This window comes from Pseudomonas sp. P4_C3 (assembly GCF_056402075.1).
Window position 1 is genome coordinate 1 of the sequence record NZ_JBFUIC010000107.1, and the last position, 16,195, is coordinate 16,195.

The window sequence follows — 16,195 nt, forward strand, 5'->3', positions numbered from 1 at the left end:
TCCTTCGACGGCCTGGAAGAGCGCCTTTCCGTTCTGCTGCCCAAGGACACCACCGAAGACTACGAGGCCAAGCGTCAGGTCTATGTCGACCGGCTGAATTTCGAGCTGGATATCATCATCCAGATGGGGTTCCCCGGGTACTTCCTGATCGTGATGGATTTTATCCAGTGGGCCAAGAACAACGGCGTACCGGTGGGCCCTGGCCGTGGATCGGGTGCCGGATCGCTGGTGGCCTACGTACAGAAGATCACCGACCTCGACCCGCTGGAATACGACCTGCTGTTCGAACGGTTCCTCAACCCGGAACGGGTATCGATGCCCGACTTCGACGTCGACTTCTGCATGGACGGTCGTGACCGGGTGATCGACTACGTGGCCGAGAAGTACGGCCGCAACGCGGTAAGCCAGATCATCACCTTCGGCTCCATGGCGGCAAAGGCTGTGGTCCGCGACGTGGCGCGGGTGCAAGGCAAGTCCTATGGCCTGGCGGATCGTCTGTCGAAGATGATTCCGTTCGAAGTCGGCATGACCCTGGAAAAGGCCTACGAGCAGGAAGAGATCCTGCGCGACTTCATCAAGGTCGATGAAGAGGCCGCGGAAATCTGGGAGATGGCCCGAAAGCTCGAAGGCGTTGTGCGTAACGTCGGCAAGCACGCCGGTGGTGTGGTGATCGCGCCGACCAAGCTGACCGACTTCTCGCCGATCTATTGCGACGAGGCCGGTGACGGCCTGGTAACCCAGTTCGACAAGGATGACGTTGAAGCTGCCGGCCTGGTGAAGTTCGACTTCCTCGGCCTGCGGACCCTGACGATCATCGACTGGGCACTGAAAACCATCAACCGCGACCGCGCCAAGGTCAACGAACCGCCGCTGGATATCGCGTTCATCCCGCTGGATGACAAACCGACCTACACCTTGCTGCAAAAAGCCGAAACCACGGCCGTGTTCCAGCTTGAATCCCGGGGCATGAAAGAGCTGATCAAAAAGCTCAAGCCCGACTGCCTGGAAGACTTGATCGCACTGGTGGCACTGTTCCGTCCGGGCCCACTGCAATCGGGCATGGTGGACGACTTCATCAACCGTAAGCACGGCCGCGCCGAGCTGGCATATCCGCACTCGGACTACCAGTACGAAGGCCTCAAACCGGTGCTGGCACCGACTTACGGCATCATCCTGTACCAGGAACAGGTGATGCAGATTGCCCAGGTCATGGCCGGTTACACCCTCGGTGGTGCGGACATGCTGCGTCGAGCCATGGGTAAGAAAAAACCCGAGGAAATGGCCAAGCAGCGCGGTGGCTTCATTGAAGGTTGCGCCACCAACAATATCGATGCGGACCTCGCCGGTAACATCTTCGACCTGGTAGAAAAATTCGCCGGTTACGGCTTCAACAAATCCCACTCCGCCGCCTATGGCCTGGTGTCGTACCAGACCGCATGGCTGAAAGCGCATTACCCGGCGCCGTTCATGGCCGCGGTACTTTCGGCGGATATGCACAACACCGACAAGGTCGTGACCTTGATCGAAGAAGTGCGGACCATGAAGCTGCGTCTCGACGCGCCGGACGTGAACACGTCCGAATTCAAGTTCACGGTGAACGACGAAGGCCGGATCATTTACGGCCTGGGTGCCATCAAGGGCGTGGGTGAGGGCCCGGTCGAGGCGATCACCGAAGCGCGTCTGGCCGGTCCGTTCAAGGATCTGTTCGATTTCTGCGCCCGGGTCGACCTCAAGCGCATCAACAAGCGCACCCTCGACGGCTTGATCCGCAGCGGCGCGCTGGATCGCCTCGGGCCGTATTTCCACGATGAGCAGAAAGCCTACCAGGCCAACATCGACCGCAATCGCGCGGTGCTGCTGACGGCCATGGAAGAAGCGATCAAGGCGGCCGAACAAACTGCACGCACCCAGGACAGCGGTCACTCCGACCTGTTCGGCGGTCTGTTTGTCGAAGCAGACGCTGACGTCTACGCCAATCACCGCAAGGCCAAGGAGCTGACCCTCAAGGAGCGCCTGAAAGGGGAGAAAGATACCCTCGGCCTGTACCTGACCGGTCACCCGATCGACGAGTACGAAGGTGAAATCCGTCGCTTTGCCCGTCAGCGCATCATCGACCTGAAGCCGGCGCGCGATACCCAGACGGTCGCCGGGATGATCATCGCCTTGCGGGTGATGAAGAACAAAAAGGGCGACAAGATGGGGTTCATCACCCTCGACGACCGCTCAGGACGGATCGAGGCCTCGCTGTTTTCCGAGGCATTCCACTCCGCGCAGTCGCTGTTGCAGACCGACGCGATGGTGGTGGTCGAAGGCGAGGTCAGCAATGACGACTTCTCCGGTGGCCTGAAGTTGCGGGTCAAGCGAGTGATGAGCATGGAAGATGCGCGCACCAACCTGGCCGAAAGCCTGCGCCTGAAGTTGCATGCCAAGGACCTCAAGGGCGATCAGCTACGCTGGCTGGGTGAACTGTTGAAGCGTCACCGCGGTGCGTGCCCGATCACCATGGATTACACCAGTCCTGATGCGAAGGCCTTGTTGCAGTTCGGCGAAGGCTGGCGGATCGATCCGGCGGATGCGTTGATTCAAGCCCTGCGTGACCAGTTCGGGCGAGACAACGTCTTCCTCCAATACCGTTGACCGGCAGGTGATATCAGAACGCCTGCCCGCAACCTGAATTTTTAATCTCGACCTCAACGCGCCTCTCCCTTAAGGTAGGGCGCGAATAGACAACCGGCCGGCCCAAGATCCCTTGGGACTCGACCCAAGACGGACGCCTATGAACCCGAATTTTCTAGATTTCGAACAGCCGATCGCCGACCTGCAAGCCAAGATCGAAGAGTTGCGCTTGGTCGGTAATGACAATTCGCTGAATATCGGCGATGAGATCTCCCGCCTGCAGGACAAGAGCAAAACGCTGACCGAAGACATTTTCGGCAAGCTGACCAGCTGGCAGATCGCACGTCTGGCGCGTCACCCGAAACGTCCGTATACCCTGGACTACATCGAACACATCTTCACCGAGTTCGACGAGTTGCACGGTGACCGTCACTTCTCCGACGACGCTGCCATCGTTGGCGGCATTGCCCGTCTGGACGACCAGCCGGTGATGATCATCGGTCACCAGAAGGGCCGTGAAGTGCGCGAGAAAGTTCGCCGCAACTTCGGCATGCCACGTCCGGAAGGCTACCGTAAGGCTTGCCGTCTGATGGAAATGGCCGAGCGTTTCAAAATGCCGATCCTGACCTTCATCGACACCCCGGGCRCCTACCCTGGCATCGACGCCGAAGAGCGTAACCAGAGCGAAGCGATCGCCTGGAACCTGCGGGTCATGGCTCGTCTGAAAACCCCAATCATCGCCACCGTGATCGGTGAAGGTGGTTCTGGTGGTGCACTGGCGATCGGTGTCTGCGACCAGTTGAACATGTTGCAGTACTCGACCTACGCGGTGATCTCGCCGGAAGGTTGCGCTTCGATTCTGTGGAAAACCGCCGAGAAAGCACCGGATGCCGCAGAAGCGATGGGCATCACCGCCGAGCGCCTCAAGGGCCTTGGCATCGTGGACAAGGTGATTGGCGAGCCATTGGGCGGCGCGCACCGCGATCCGGGCGCCGCAGCCGCATCGATCCGCGCCGAGTTGAGTTCGCAACTGGCGATGCTGAAGAAGTTCGATAACGACGCGCTGCTGACCCGTCGTTATGAGCGTCTGATGAGCTACGGCCTGTAATCGACCACGCAATACCCCTGTGGGAGCGAGCTTGCTCGCGATAGCGGTGTAACTGCCAACAGATATGTTGAATGTTCGATCGCAATCGCGAGCAAGCTCGCTCCCACATTTGATTTGCGCAAGGTGGCGGATATGAGTCGGTCCAATGTTGATCTGTCAGCCAGACTCCTGCAGAACCTGGTCTCGTGGCGCAATGCTGCGACCTGGCGCGTCGCCTTCTCTGGCGGCCTGGACTCCACMGTCCTGCTGCACCTTCTTGCACACCTCGCAAAAACCGAATCCCTGCCGGCGCTGAGCGCCATCCACGTTCATCACGGCCTTCAAGYCGTGGCCGATGCGTGGCCGGAGCATTGTCGTTCTGTGTGTGCTGCGCTGGGCGTCCCGTTGCAGATCGTTCGTGTACAGGTGCAGCCCGGTGCCAGTCTGGAGCGTGCGGCCCGGGACGCGCGTTATCACGCGTTCACCGAAGTGACTCGGTCCGGTGAAGTGCTGCTGACTGCCCAGCACCGCGACGATCAGGCGGAAACCCTGTTGTTTCGCCTGTTGCGCGGAGCGGGCGTGCGCGGATTGTCCGGGATGCCGCGTCAGCGCCCGTTGGGCAAGGGGCATTTGCTGCGGCCATTGCTCGATGTCACGCGGGCTGAACTGGAGGCTTATGCCAGTGCGCATGGCTTGAGCTGGATTGAAGATCCCTCGAACCAGGATCGGCAGTACTCGCGCAATTACCTTAGGCATCAAGTCTTCCCCGTGCTGATCCAGCGCTGGCCGCAAGCGGTGGCGACCATGGCCCGCAGCGCGGCGCATTTGACTGAAGCGCAGGGGTTGCTCGAAGAACTGGCGGACATGGATTTGCGTGAGGCCAGCTCTGCCAGTGAGTTTGCCTGGCTGGGCTTGCGATCCCTTGAACTGGCGCCGCTTGCGCAATTGTCTGTTGCCCGGCAGCGCAATGCCTTGAGTCATTGGCTCGATCCGCTGACTCGCTTGCCGGATACTGACCATTGGTCGGGTTGGGAGAATTTGCGCGACGCCAACGGCGATGCCTGCCCGGTGTGGCGGCTGGCCGATGGCGAACTGCATCGGGCGGGCGGGCGCATCTGGTGGCTCTCCGGTTGCTGGTTGCGCACTGCGCCCTCTGCTGGAGCGTGGCAAAGTCCGGTATCACCGCTGATATTGCCGGATAACGGTGTACTGAGTGTCACCGGCCAAATCCCCGATGGCCCCTTACAGATCCGCTATCGTGAAGGGGGAGAGGTCATGGTTTTGCCAGGCCGCGGCCATCGGGACCTGAAACGTTTGCTCAATGAAAGCGGTGTACCGTCCTTCGTACGCGGCAGATTGCCGCTGCTCTACAAAGACGGGAAACTGCTGGCGGTAGCGAACCTCAAGGGGCTCGATGGTGGTGCGCTCGGCGACTGGCATTTGCATTGGCAGCCACTGAACGAAGATCAAGGTTTGAGCTGAAAGGGGCTTTCCGGTAGACTACGCTCCCTTCTTGATACAACTTCTGTGGATTCGCCTGAATTGCAGGAGTTGCCGATTACCAAGCAGTCTTTGCTGGGCGATTCCAAAAAATGTGTAGCGAGCAACGAACCGGTGTTTCATTTTCCGGTCTGTCCCAACGCGGCGGTTTTTTTGAAAGGTGCGCTGTGATTAATGCAGGTGATCGGGGGCTTCGGCCTTCCTTCGCTTTCCCCGGCGGCTCGGACCGCTTTAACGCAGACTTCTAGGGTTTTTCATGACGCGCTACATATTCGTCACGGGCGGTGTTGTTTCTTCATTGGGGAAAGGCATTGCATCGGCATCATTGGCGGCCATCCTGGAGGCGCGGGGACTTAAGGTCACCATGCTGAAGCTGGACCCGTACATCAACGTCGACCCGGGCACCATGAGCCCGTTCCAGCACGGTGAAGTGTTCGTCACTCACGACGGCGCCGAGACCGACCTGGACCTGGGCCACTACGAGCGGTTCATCCGCACGACCATGACCCAGAACAACAACTTCACCACCGGCCGTGTCTACGAACACGTCCTGCGCAAAGAGCGCCGTGGTGACTACCTGGGTGCAACCATCCAGGTGATCCCGCACATCACCGACGAAATCAAGCGCCGCATCATCAAGGGTGCGGGCGACGCTGACGTGGCAATGGTCGAGATCGGCGGCACCGTGGGTGACATCGAGTCGCAACCGTTCCTCGAGGCGATCCGCCAACTGCGTTTCGAAGTCGGCGCCAAGCGCGCGATGCTGATGCACCTGACACTGGTGCCGTACATCGCCACTGCCGGCGAAACCAAGACCAAGCCAACCCAGCACTCGGTGAAGGAACTGCGTTCCATCGGCCTGCAACCAGACGTGCTGGTCTGCCGCTCCGATCACCCGATCGATATTTCCTCGCGTCGCAAGATCGCGCAGTTCACCAACGTTGAAGAGCGTGCGGTGATCGGCCTGGAAGACGCCGACACCATCTACAAGATCCCGGGCATCCTGCACTCCCAGGGCCTGGACGATTTCGTCGTCGAGCGTTTCGGCCTGCAATGCGGCGGTGCCGATCTGTCCGAGTGGGAAGCCGTGGTCGACGCCAAGCTCAACCCTGAGCACGAAGTCACCATCGCCATGGTCGGCAAGTACATGGAACTGCTGGACGCCTACAAGTCGCTGATCGAAGCGATGAGTCACGCCGGCATCAGCAATCGTACCAAGGTCAACCTGCGCTACATCGACTCTGAAGACATCGAAAACCAGGGCACCGCACTGCTGGAAGGCGTCGATGCAATCCTGGTACCTGGCGGCTTCGGTCTGCGTGGCGTTGAAGGCAAGATCACTGCCGTTCAATACGCTCGCGAAAACAAGGTTCCGTACCTGGGCATCTGCCTGGGCATGCAAGTGGCCGTTATCGAGTTCGCACGTAACGTGATGGGCTGGAAAGACGCCAACTCCACCGAGTTCGATCGTGCAAGCGGTCATCCGGTCGTGGGCCTGATCACCGAGTGGGAAGATGCCACCGGTGCCGTCGAAACCCGTACCGAAACCTCCGATCTGGGCGGCACCATGCGCCTTGGCGCGCAGGATTGCCTGCTGGAGCCGGGTTCCCTGGTCCACGGTTGCTACGGCAAGGACGTGATTGTCGAGCGTCATCGTCATCGCTACGAAGTGAACAACAACCTGCTGCCGCAAATCATGGAAGCCGGTTTGAAAATCTCCGGTCGTTCCGGTGATGGCGCACTGGTTGAAGTGGTAGAAGCTCCGGATCACCCATGGTTCGTCGCTTGCCAGTTCCACCCAGAGTTCACCTCGACGCCACGCGACGGTCACCCGCTGTTCAGCGGTTTCGTCAAGGCAGCGTTGGTTCAACACCAGAAGAAGGCGTAACCCCGATGGCACAGAAGATCATCCGCGTCGGCGACATCGAGATTGCCAACGACAAGCCCATGGTGCTGTTCGGCGGCATGAACGTGCTGGAAAGCCGCGACATGGCAATGCAGGTTTGCGAAGAGTATGTGAAGGTCACCGAAAAGCTCGGTATCCCTTACGTGTTCAAGGCCAGTTTCGACAAGGCCAACCGGTCTTCTGTGACCTCCTATCGTGGTCCTGGCCTGGAAGAAGGCATGCGCATCTTCCAGGACATCAAGCAAGCCTTCGGCGTGCCGATCATCACCGACGTCCACGAGCCGGATCAGGCCGCGGTCGTCGCTGAAGTCTGCGACATCATCCAGTTGCCRGCCTTCCTGTCGCGCCAGACCGACCTCGTGGTCGCGATGGCCAAGACCGGTGCAGTGATCAACATCAAGAAAGCCCAGTTCCTCGCACCTCATGAAATGAAACACATCCTGAGCAAATGCGTGGAAGCGGGTAACGATCAGTTGATCCTCTGCGAGCGTGGTTCGAGCTTCGGCTACAACAACCTGGTCGTCGACATGCTTGGCTTCGGCATCATGAAGCAGTTCGAATACCCGGTGTTCTTCGACGTGACCCACGCGCTGCAAATGCCTGGTGGTCGCTCCGATTCCGCTGGCGGTCGTCGCGCCCAGGTCACCGACCTGGCGAAGGCCGGCATGAGCCAGTCCCTGGCCGGCCTGTTCCTGGAGGCCCACCCGGATCCGGACAACGCCAAATGCGACGGTCCTTGCGCCTTGCGCCTGGACAAACTGGAGCCATTCCTGGCCCAGCTCAAAGCTTTGGACGAACTGGTGAAGAGTTTTCCGACGGTAGAAACCGCGTAATCCTCATTTCTCCGGTAAAGTACCGCACGATTTAACGCTCAGGCCCTCGGGCCTGAGCCTTGTCGTCTGCAAGACAGCCCGCTGCACCTCACTTGCCGACGATTGAAGATTTCCTACAGCTGCGTCGTTTTCGTCAACTTTGGAGTGTTTACAACAATGGCTAAAATCGTCGACATCAAAGGTCGTGAAGTTCTCGACTCCCGTGGCAATCCCACCGTGGAAGCGGACGTGCTTCTCGACAACGGCATCATCGGCAGTGCCTGCGCGCCGTCCGGTGCTTCCACTGGCTCGCGTGAAGCGCTCGAGCTGCGTGATGGCGACAAGAGCCGTTACCTGGGCAAGGGCGTTCTGAAGGCCGTAGGCAACATCAACGGTCCGATCCGCGACCTGTTGAAAGGCATGGACCCAAGCGACCAGAAAGCGCTCGATCTGGCAATGATCAAGCTCGACGGTACTGAAAACAAAGGTTCCCTGGGCGCCAACGCGATCCTCGCCGTTTCCCTGGCTGCGGCCAAGGCAGCAGCACAGGACCAGGACCTGCCGCTGTACGCTCACATCGCCAACCTGAACGGCACCCCGGGTGTCTACTCGATGCCGGTTCCGATGATGAACATCATCAACGGTGGCGAGCACGCCGATAACAACGTCGACATCCAGGAATTCATGGTTCAGCCGGTTGGCGCCAAGTCTTTCTCGGAAGGTCTGCGCATGGGCACCGAGATTTTCCACCACCTCAAAGCCGTGCTGAAGGCCCGTGGCCTGAGCACTGCCGTCGGTGACGAAGGTGGTTTCGCGCCGAACCTGGCTTCCAACGAAGATGCACTGAAAGTGATCTCCGAAGCCGTGGCCAACGCCGGTTACAAGCTGGGCACCGACGTGACCCTGGCCCTGGACTGCGCGGCCAGCGAATTCTACGAAGACGGCAAGTACAACCTGTCCGGCGAAGGCCAGGTGTTCACCGCTGAAGGTTTCGCTGACTACCTCAAAGGCCTGACCGAGCGTTACCCGATCATCTCCATCGAAGATGGCCTGGACGAGTCCGACTGGGCTGGCTGGAAGATCCTCACCGACAAGATCGGCGAGAAGACCCAACTGGTAGGCGACGACCTGTTCGTCACCAACACCAAGATCCTGAAAGAAGGCATCGACAAAAAGATCGCCAACTCGATCCTGATCAAGTTCAACCAGATCGGCACCCTGACCGAAACCCTGGAAGCCATCCAGATGGCCAAGGCTGCTGGCTACACTGCCGTGATCTCGCACCGCTCCGGCGAAACCGAAGATTCGACCATTGCCGACCTGGCCGTGGGCACCTCGGCTGGCCAGATCAAGACCGGCTCCCTGTGCCGTTCCGATCGCGTTTCCAAGTACAACCAACTGCTGCGTATCGAAGAGCAGTTGAACGGCAAAGCCAAGTACAACGGTCGCAGCGAGTTCCGCGGTTGATCGATTGCTGGTAAAAAGACACCGGATTGTGTCGGAAAAATCGCTACAGCGACGTTTTTGCCACTAATCTGATGCCTTACAAGCACAAGCCTGGTTCTTCCAGGCTTCGTGCTATCAGTAGCTTCATGTTTTGGTGTGGCTGTCTTTTTTCACTGGATACCTGATATTCGATGCGCAGTCCCAATTGGTTGTTCCTCGTCTTGCTCCTGCTGCTGGCTGGCCTGCAGTACCGTCTGTGGGTGGGTAATGGCAGCCTGGCGCAAGTGGCCGAGTTGACTCAGCAGATTGCCGATCAGCAGGCTGAGAACCAGGCATTGCTGGAGCGCAACCGGGTGATGGACGCCGAAGTCAGTGAACTGAAAAAGGGCATGGAGACCGTTGAAGAACGGGCTCGCCATGAGTTGGGCATGGTCAAGGACGGTGAAACCCTTTACCAGTTGGCCCAATGATTAATTCGTTACCGGCCTTCTGGGCCGTGATTCCTGCCGCGGGCGTCGGAGCCCGTATGGCCGCGGACCGTCCCAAGCAATACTTGCAACTGGGCGGGCGCACTATTCTCGAACACAGCCTCGGCTGTTTCCTTGGTCATCCAGGCCTGAAAGGCTTGGTGGTCAGTCTTGCTGTTGACGATCCTTATTGGCCGAACCTGGCGTGCGCCAGTGATCCGCGTATTGCCCGGGTCGAGGGTGGCACCGAGCGTTCCGGGTCGGTGCTCAATGCGTTGCTGCACCTGCATGCGCAGGGCGCTGATGACGAGGATTGGGTACTGGTTCACGATGCCGCACGGCCGAACCTCAGTCGTGRCGACCTGGACAAGCTGCTGGTTGAGCTGGCTGACGATCCTGTCGGCGGACTGCTGGCGGTTCCGGCTCGGGATACGCTCAAGCGAGTCGACAAGCACGGTCGTGTGGTCGAAACCGTGGATCGCAGCGTGATCTGGCAGGCCTACACGCCGCAGATGTTTCGCCTTGGGGCGTTGCATCGGGCTTTGGCGGACAGTCTGGTGGCCGATGCCGTTATCACTGACGAAGCTTCGGCGATGGAGTGGGCCGGTTCGGCACCGCGCCTGATCGAAGGGCGGTCCGATAACCTCAAGGTTACGCGTCCTGAAGACCTTGAATGGTTGAGACAGCGTTGGGCCAATCGTCGCTAAAAGATCGCAGCCTGCGGCAGCTCCTACGGAGATCGGGTACGACATCCATTTGCGGATCACCCGAAATCCTGTAGGMGCTGCCGCAGGCTGCGATCTTTTGATCTTAAATCCTGTACTCCTGCCTTTCAGCCAATCCCTCCTTCAAAAAATCCACCAACTTGCGCACCTTCGGCGACAAATGCCGCTGCTGTGGATACAGCGCCCAAACCGCGGTGTTCGGTGGTTGGTGYGCTTCCAGCAACGAAATCAACGCGCCGCTATTCAAATGCTCCAGCACGTAATAGTCCGGCAACTGACACAGTCCTACGCCTTGCAGCGCGGCATCCAGTACCGCCTGCCCACTGTTGCAACGCCAGTTTCCCTGCACCCTTTGCGAAAACTCCCGCCCGTTCTGCTCCAGTTGCCAGAGGTCCGAACTGCCGATGAGGCAGTTGTGGCGACTGAGTTCCGACAGGCTGTGCGGCCGACCGTAATGCTCAATGTAAGAAGGTGACGCGCAGAGAAACATGCGCCGCGGCGCGAGGCGGGTGGCGACCAGTCGTGAATCCTGCAAGCGCCCGAGGCGAATCGCCAGGTCGAGGCCTTCGTGCACCAGGTCAAGCTGACGATTGGTCAGTTCGATGTCGATGCGCAGTTGCGGATACAGCCCCATGAAGCGGGTCACCAGCGGCACGATGAAGCGCTCGCCGTAAGCCACGGCGCAGGTCATGCGCAGCATGCCCTTGGGTTCGCTGGTCAAGTCACCGACCGCGCGCAAGGCCTCTTCGCGGCCGTCCTGCAAACGCTGGCAATGTTGCAGGAAGGTTTGCCCTGCTTCGGTCAGCGTGACCCGGCGAGTACTGCGGTAGAGCAGACGGGTTTGCAGACGTTCTTCGAGGCGTACGATTTGTCGACTGATATGGGAGGAAGAAACCCCCAGGCGTTGCGCGGCAGCGGTGAACTGGCTGCACTCGGCAACGGCGACAAACTCGTCGATCCCTTCCCAGCGATTTTCGGACATCAATGATTATCCCTGTACGGCAATAATATTTTGCATTTACATCGATTATTCATCGTTGAGTCGTGTATTACACTCACTGTCTCGTTTTTATTCACTGGAGAGTCACCATGATCAAGTCGCGCGCCGCCGTTGCCTTCGAGGCCAAGAAGCCCCTCGAGATCGTTGAAGTCGATGTCGCCATGCCCAAGGCCGGCGAAGTCTTGCTGCGCGTGGTGGCCTCCGGTGTCTGCCATACCGATGCCTACACCTTGTCCGGTGCCGACCCGGAAGGCATCTTCCCATCGATCCTCGGCCATGAAGGCGGGGCGATCGTGGAAGCGATTGGCGAGGGCGTGACTTCCGTTGCGGTCGGCGACCATGTGATCCCGCTGTACACCCCGGAATGCCGTCAGTGCAAATTCTGTCTGTCGGGCAAAACCAACCTCTGCCAGGCGATTCGTGCGACCCAGGGCAAAGGCTTGATGCCGGATGGCACTTCGCGCTTTTCCTACAAAGGCGAAACGATTTTCCACTACATGGGCACCTCGACTTTTTCCGAATACACCGTGCTGCCAGAGATCTCCGTCGCCAAAATTCCTAAAGAAGCACCGCTGGAAAAAGTCTGCCTGCTGGGTTGTGGCGTCACCACTGGCATCGGCGCGGTAATCAATACCGCCAAGGTCAAACCGGGTGACACCGTCGCCATCTTCGGCCTGGGCGGCATCGGTCTGTCGGCTGTGATTGGCGCGGTCAAAGCCAAGGCAGGGCGGATCATCGCCATCGACATCAACCCGGCCAAGTTCGAGATCGCCAAACAATTGGGCGCTACCGATTGTGTAAACCCGAAAGACTTCGATCGTCCGATCCAGGAAGTCATCGTCGACATGACCGATGGCGGCGTCGATTTTTCCTTCGAGTGCATCGGCAATGTGCAACTGATGCGCGCAGCGCTGGAGTGCTGTCACAAGGGTTGGGGCGAGTCGGTCATCATCGGTGTTGCCGGTGCCGGTCAGGAAATCTCCACCCGTCCGTTCCAGCTGGTCACCGGCCGCGTCTGGCGTGGTTCGGCGTTCGGCGGCGTGCGCGGCCGTACCGAGTTGCCGAGCTATGTGGAAATGGCCGAGACCGGTGAGATTCCGCTGGATACCTTCATCACCCACACCATGGGCCTGGAAGATATCAACAAGGCGTTTGACCTGATGCATGAAGGAAAAAGCATCCGCTCCGTCATCCATTTCTGAGGTCTGTCATGAGTCTGGAAAATATCTCCTGCCAGAAAAGCTTCGGCGGCTGGCACAAACGCTATCGCCATCGCTCGGAAGTGCTCGGTTGTGACATGGTGTTCGCCGTCTACCTGCCGCCACAGGCGGAGCAGGGCGGCAAGCTGCCGGTGTTGTACTGGTTGTCCGGCCTGACCTGCACCGACGAGAACTTCATGCAAAAGGCCGGCGCCATGCGCATGGCCGCCGAGTTGGGGCTGATCATCGTCGCACCGGACACCAGCCCTCGCGGTCCTGATGTGCCGGGCGATCCGGATGGCGCCTGGGACTTCGGCCTCGGCGCCGGGTTTTATCTGAATGCAACCCAGGAACCCTGGTCGCGCCACTATCGGATGCATGACTATGTCGTGCAGGAATTGCCGACATTGGTCGAAGCCCATTTCCCGGCGTCGGACAAGCGCGGCATCAGTGGCCATTCCATGGGTGGCCACGGTGCGCTGGTCTGCGCATTGCGCAATCCGGGGCGCTATCTGTCGGTGTCGGCGTTCTCGCCAATCAACAATCCGATGGATTGTCCGTGGGGGCAGAAAGCGTTCTCCCGCTATCTGGGAGAGGACCGTTCGAAATGGCGCGAATGGGATGCCTGCGCGTTGATTGCCGAGGCTGATGAAAAGCTGCCACTGCTGGTCGACCAAGGCGATCGCGACGATTTTCTCGCCAACCAACTCAAGCCGGACGCCTTGCAACAGGCGGCCAAACTGGCCGGTCATGCGTTGAGGTTGCGTCTGCAACCCGGCTATGACCACAGCTATTTCTTCATCGCCAGTTTCATTGACGATCACTTGCGGCATCACGCGCATGCTCTAGGTGCCTAATGCAGGTAGAATCACGCCCTGACAAAAATCGGGGCGTTTTTTTATGCGTATTGGCCACGGCTATGATGTGCACCGTTTCGCTGAAGGCGATTTCATCACTCTGGGCGGCGTGCGCATTGCACACAGCTTCGGGCTGCTCGCTCACTCTGACGGTGACGTCCTCTTGCACGCCTTGAGCGATGCCTTGCTCGGCGCCGCGGCGCTGGGCGACATCGGCAAGCATTTCCCGGATACCGACCCGCAATTCAAGGGCGCCGACAGCCGTGCGCTGTTGCGTCATGTCGTTGCACTGGTCCATGCCAAAGGCTGGAAAGTCGGCAACGTCGATAACACCATCGTCGCCCAGGCGCCGAAAATGGCCCCGCATATCGAATCGATGCGCGCGCTGATTGCCGCGGATCTTCAAGTAGAGTTGGATCAAGTGAACGTGAAAGCTACCACCACCGAAAAGCTCGGCTTTGTCGGTCGCGAAGAAGGCATTGCCGTGCACTCCGTTGCCTTGTTGCTGCGCGCATGAACGAACTGCAACTGCTCGGCCCGCGGGCCTATGGTGAGCCCCTCGGCACCGCGGTACTGAAAGCCATCGCGGAAGATTTCCAGGTCGACGAAGTCCTCGACATCCCCCTGAGTGGCGAAGGCGAACACTTGTGGATCTGGGTGGAAAAGCGCGGTCTGAACACAGAAGAAGCGGCACGGCGGATTGCCAAGGCAGCAGGTGTGCCATTGCGCACAGTCAGCTATGCCGGGCTCAAGGATCGTCAGGCGTTGACTCGCCAGTGGTTCAGCGTGCAACTGCCGGGCAAGGCCGACCCCGATCTGTCGGCCGCGCAAAACGATACGCTGAAGATCCTCAAGACCGCCCGCCACAAGCGCAAACTGCAACGCGGTGCGCACTCAGCCAACGGTTTTACGTTGCGCCTGACTCAATTCGCCGGTGACAAGCCTGCGCTTGAACAGCGACTGCAACTGATTGCCAAACAAGGTATCCCCAATTATTTCGGCGCCCAGCGTTTCGGCCATGACGGTGGCAACGTCGTCGACGCACGCACCTGGGCCGCGCGCAAGGCCTTGCCGGAGCAGCGCAATGTGCGCTCGCGTCTGCTTTCCACTGCGCGCAGTTTTCTGTTCAATCAAGTGCTGGCCGCACGTGTTGCCGATGGCACCTGGCAGCGTGCCCTGGTGGGCGATCTGCTGGCATTCACCGACAGTCGCAGCTTTTTCCCGGCAGGCGAAGCCGAGTGCAGCGACCCGCGCCTGGCGATTCTCGATCTGCACCCGACCGGTCCGCAGTGGGGCGAAGGTGACTCGCCGGCCACGGGCGTTGTCCATGAACTGGAGCAGGCCATCGCCGCACGCGAAGCGGATTTGCGTGACTGGTTGATCAACGCTGGTATGAGCCACGAACGTCGCATCCTGCGGCTGCCCATTGGCGGGCTGACGTGGCATTATCCCGAGCCTGACATTCTGCAACTGGAATTCATCCTGCCGGCCGGATGCTTCGCCACCGTATTGGTGCGTGAGCTTGTTGATCTGGTGCCGGTGGGGCAGACGGACAGCCCATGCGTATTCTGATTTCTAACGACGATGGGGTAACCGCACCCGGTCTCGCCGCGCTTTATGCTGCGCTGGCGGATTACACCGAATGCGTGGTTATCGCCCCGGACCAGGACAAAAGCGGCGCCAGCAGTTCGCTGACGCTCGACCGTCCGTTGCACCCGCAAACCCTGGCCAACGGCTTTATCAGCCTCAACGGCACACCCACCGATTGCGTGCACCTGGGCCTCAACGGCCTGCTGGAGCGCGAAGCGGACATGGTGGTTTCCGGGATCAACCTGGGCGCGAACCTGGGGGACGATGTCCTGTATTCCGGCACGGTGGCGGCGGCCCTTGAGGGGCGTTTCCTGAAACACCCTTCGTTTGCCTTTTCGCTGGTCTCACGCCAGGTAGACAACCTTCCCACAGCTGCCCATTTCGCGCGCAAACTGGTCGAAGCCCATGCTGACCTGGATCTGCCACCGCGTACGGTACTGAACGTGAACATTCCCAATTTGCCGCTGGACCGTATCCGCGGTATCCAGTTGACCCGCCTGGGCCATCGCGCCCGTGCCGCGGCACCAATGAAAGTGGTGGATCCGCGGGGCAAGTCCGGTTACTGGATCGCGGCGGCCGGGGATGCCGAAGACGGTGGCCCGGGTACCGATTTCCATGCAGTGATGCAGGGTTATGTTTCGATCACGCCGCTGCAACTGGATCGCACGTTCAATGATGCCTTCAGAAGTCTGGATGGCTGGCTGGAGGGACTGCGCTGATGGGTCGCGAACAAGACGATATGCTGCGTCGCGGCATCGGCATGACCTCCCAGCGAACCCGGGAGCGGCTCATCCAGCGCCTGTACGAAGAAGGTATCTCCAACGCCAGGGTGCTGGAGGTCATTCGCCGGACCCCGCGCCACCTGTTCGTCGACGAAGCGCTGGCGCATCGTGCTTATGAAGACACAGCGCTGCCGATCGGCAATAACCAGACTATCTCCCAGCCATATATGGTGGCGCGCATGAGCGAGCTGCTGCTGGAGGCAGGTCC

At 59.7% G+C, this 16,195-nt stretch carries 14 protein-coding genes and 1 pseudogene; 14 read left to right on the plus strand and 1 reads right to left on the minus strand.

What is annotated here, in order from left to right; translation table 11 throughout:
* From dnaE to ispD, 8 genes are all read left to right on the plus strand, one after another.
* The coding region (gene dnaE, locus AC1DVH_RS17570) for a DNA polymerase III subunit alpha (protein WP_477754881.1) at positions 1 to 2,637 on the plus strand (2,637 nt) is incomplete at its 5' end.
* A 139-nt stretch (positions 2,638 to 2,776) separates the two neighbouring features.
* Positions 2,777 to 3,724: an acetyl-CoA carboxylase carboxyltransferase subunit alpha gene (locus tag AC1DVH_RS17575; protein ID WP_477754882.1), complete on the plus strand. Its 948-nt coding sequence runs from the start codon at positions 2,777 to 2,779 to the stop codon at positions 3,722 to 3,724.
* Between the two features lie 132 nt (positions 3,725 to 3,856).
* Entirely contained in the window at positions 3,857 to 5,185 is a 1,329-nt protein-coding gene (tilS, locus tag AC1DVH_RS17580; RefSeq protein WP_477754883.1) for a tRNA lysidine(34) synthetase TilS, read from the plus strand.
* Between the two features lie 274 nt (positions 5,186 to 5,459).
* On the plus strand, positions 5,460 to 7,091 hold the full coding sequence (locus AC1DVH_RS17585; RefSeq protein WP_223458857.1) for a CTP synthase: 1,632 nt from the start codon (positions 5,460 to 5,462) through the stop codon (positions 7,089 to 7,091).
* Between the two features lie 5 nt (positions 7,092 to 7,096).
* Positions 7,097 to 7,942 carry a 3-deoxy-8-phosphooctulonate synthase gene (gene kdsA, locus AC1DVH_RS17590; protein WP_007949350.1) on the plus strand — a complete coding sequence of 282 codons (846 nt, stop codon included), beginning with the start codon at positions 7,097 to 7,099 and terminating at the stop codon, positions 7,940 to 7,942.
* A gap of 156 nt (positions 7,943 to 8,098) precedes the next feature.
* A complete protein-coding gene (gene eno, locus AC1DVH_RS17595) occupies positions 8,099 to 9,388 on the plus strand; it encodes a phosphopyruvate hydratase (RefSeq protein ID WP_046041152.1) in 1,290 nt (429 codons plus the stop codon).
* A gap of 170 nt (positions 9,389 to 9,558) precedes the next feature.
* Positions 9,559 to 9,837, plus strand: a complete 279-nt coding sequence (gene ftsB, locus AC1DVH_RS17600; RefSeq protein WP_007996937.1) for a cell division protein FtsB — start codon at positions 9,559 to 9,561, stop codon at positions 9,835 to 9,837.
* Positions 9,834 to 10,541, plus strand: coding sequence for a 2-C-methyl-D-erythritol 4-phosphate cytidylyltransferase (ispD, locus tag AC1DVH_RS17605; RefSeq protein ID WP_477754884.1), 708 nt, complete (start codon positions 9,834 to 9,836; stop codon positions 10,539 to 10,541). The genes ftsB and ispD overlap by 4 nt, the downstream gene beginning before the upstream one ends.
* Before the next feature lie 103 nt (positions 10,542 to 10,644).
* Here the strand turns inward: ispD and AC1DVH_RS17610 are convergent, their stop codons facing one another.
* Positions 10,645 to 11,541 carry a LysR family transcriptional regulator gene (locus AC1DVH_RS17610; RefSeq protein WP_477754885.1) on the minus strand — a complete coding sequence of 299 codons (897 nt, stop codon included), beginning with the start codon at positions 11,539 to 11,541 and terminating at the stop codon, positions 10,645 to 10,647.
* Positions 11,542 to 11,648: 107 nt separating this feature from the next.
* Between AC1DVH_RS17610 and AC1DVH_RS17615 the strand changes: the two genes are divergently transcribed.
* From AC1DVH_RS17615 to pcm, 6 genes and pseudogenes are all read left to right on the plus strand, one after another.
* Entirely contained in the window at positions 11,649 to 12,761 is a 1,113-nt protein-coding gene (locus AC1DVH_RS17615) for an S-(hydroxymethyl)glutathione dehydrogenase/class III alcohol dehydrogenase (RefSeq protein WP_477754886.1), read from the plus strand.
* A gap of 8 nt (positions 12,762 to 12,769) precedes the next feature.
* Complete coding sequence (gene fghA, locus AC1DVH_RS17620) at positions 12,770 to 13,615, plus strand: S-formylglutathione hydrolase (protein ID WP_477754887.1); 846 nt, start codon at positions 12,770 to 12,772, stop codon at positions 13,613 to 13,615.
* A 43-nt stretch (positions 13,616 to 13,658) separates the two neighbouring features.
* The gene (ispF, locus tag AC1DVH_RS17625) at positions 13,659 to 14,132 is read left to right on the plus strand and encodes a 2-C-methyl-D-erythritol 2,4-cyclodiphosphate synthase (protein ID WP_007970721.1); all 474 of its coding nucleotides are present in this window, start codon (positions 13,659 to 13,661) and stop codon (positions 14,130 to 14,132) included.
* Positions 14,129 to 15,187: a tRNA pseudouridine(13) synthase TruD gene (gene truD, locus AC1DVH_RS17630; protein WP_477754888.1), complete on the plus strand. Its 1,059-nt coding sequence runs from the start codon at positions 14,129 to 14,131 to the stop codon at positions 15,185 to 15,187. The genes ispF and truD overlap by 4 nt, the downstream gene beginning before the upstream one ends.
* Positions 15,175 to 15,924: a 5'/3'-nucleotidase SurE gene (surE, locus tag AC1DVH_RS17635; protein WP_008054064.1), complete on the plus strand. Its 750-nt coding sequence runs from the start codon at positions 15,175 to 15,177 to the stop codon at positions 15,922 to 15,924. Before truD ends, surE begins: the two co-directional genes overlap by 13 nt.
* Before the next feature lie 41 nt (positions 15,925 to 15,965).
* Positions 15,966 to 16,195 (plus strand): annotated as a pseudogene (gene pcm, locus AC1DVH_RS17640) (protein-L-isoaspartate(D-aspartate) O-methyltransferase); the annotation flags it as partial.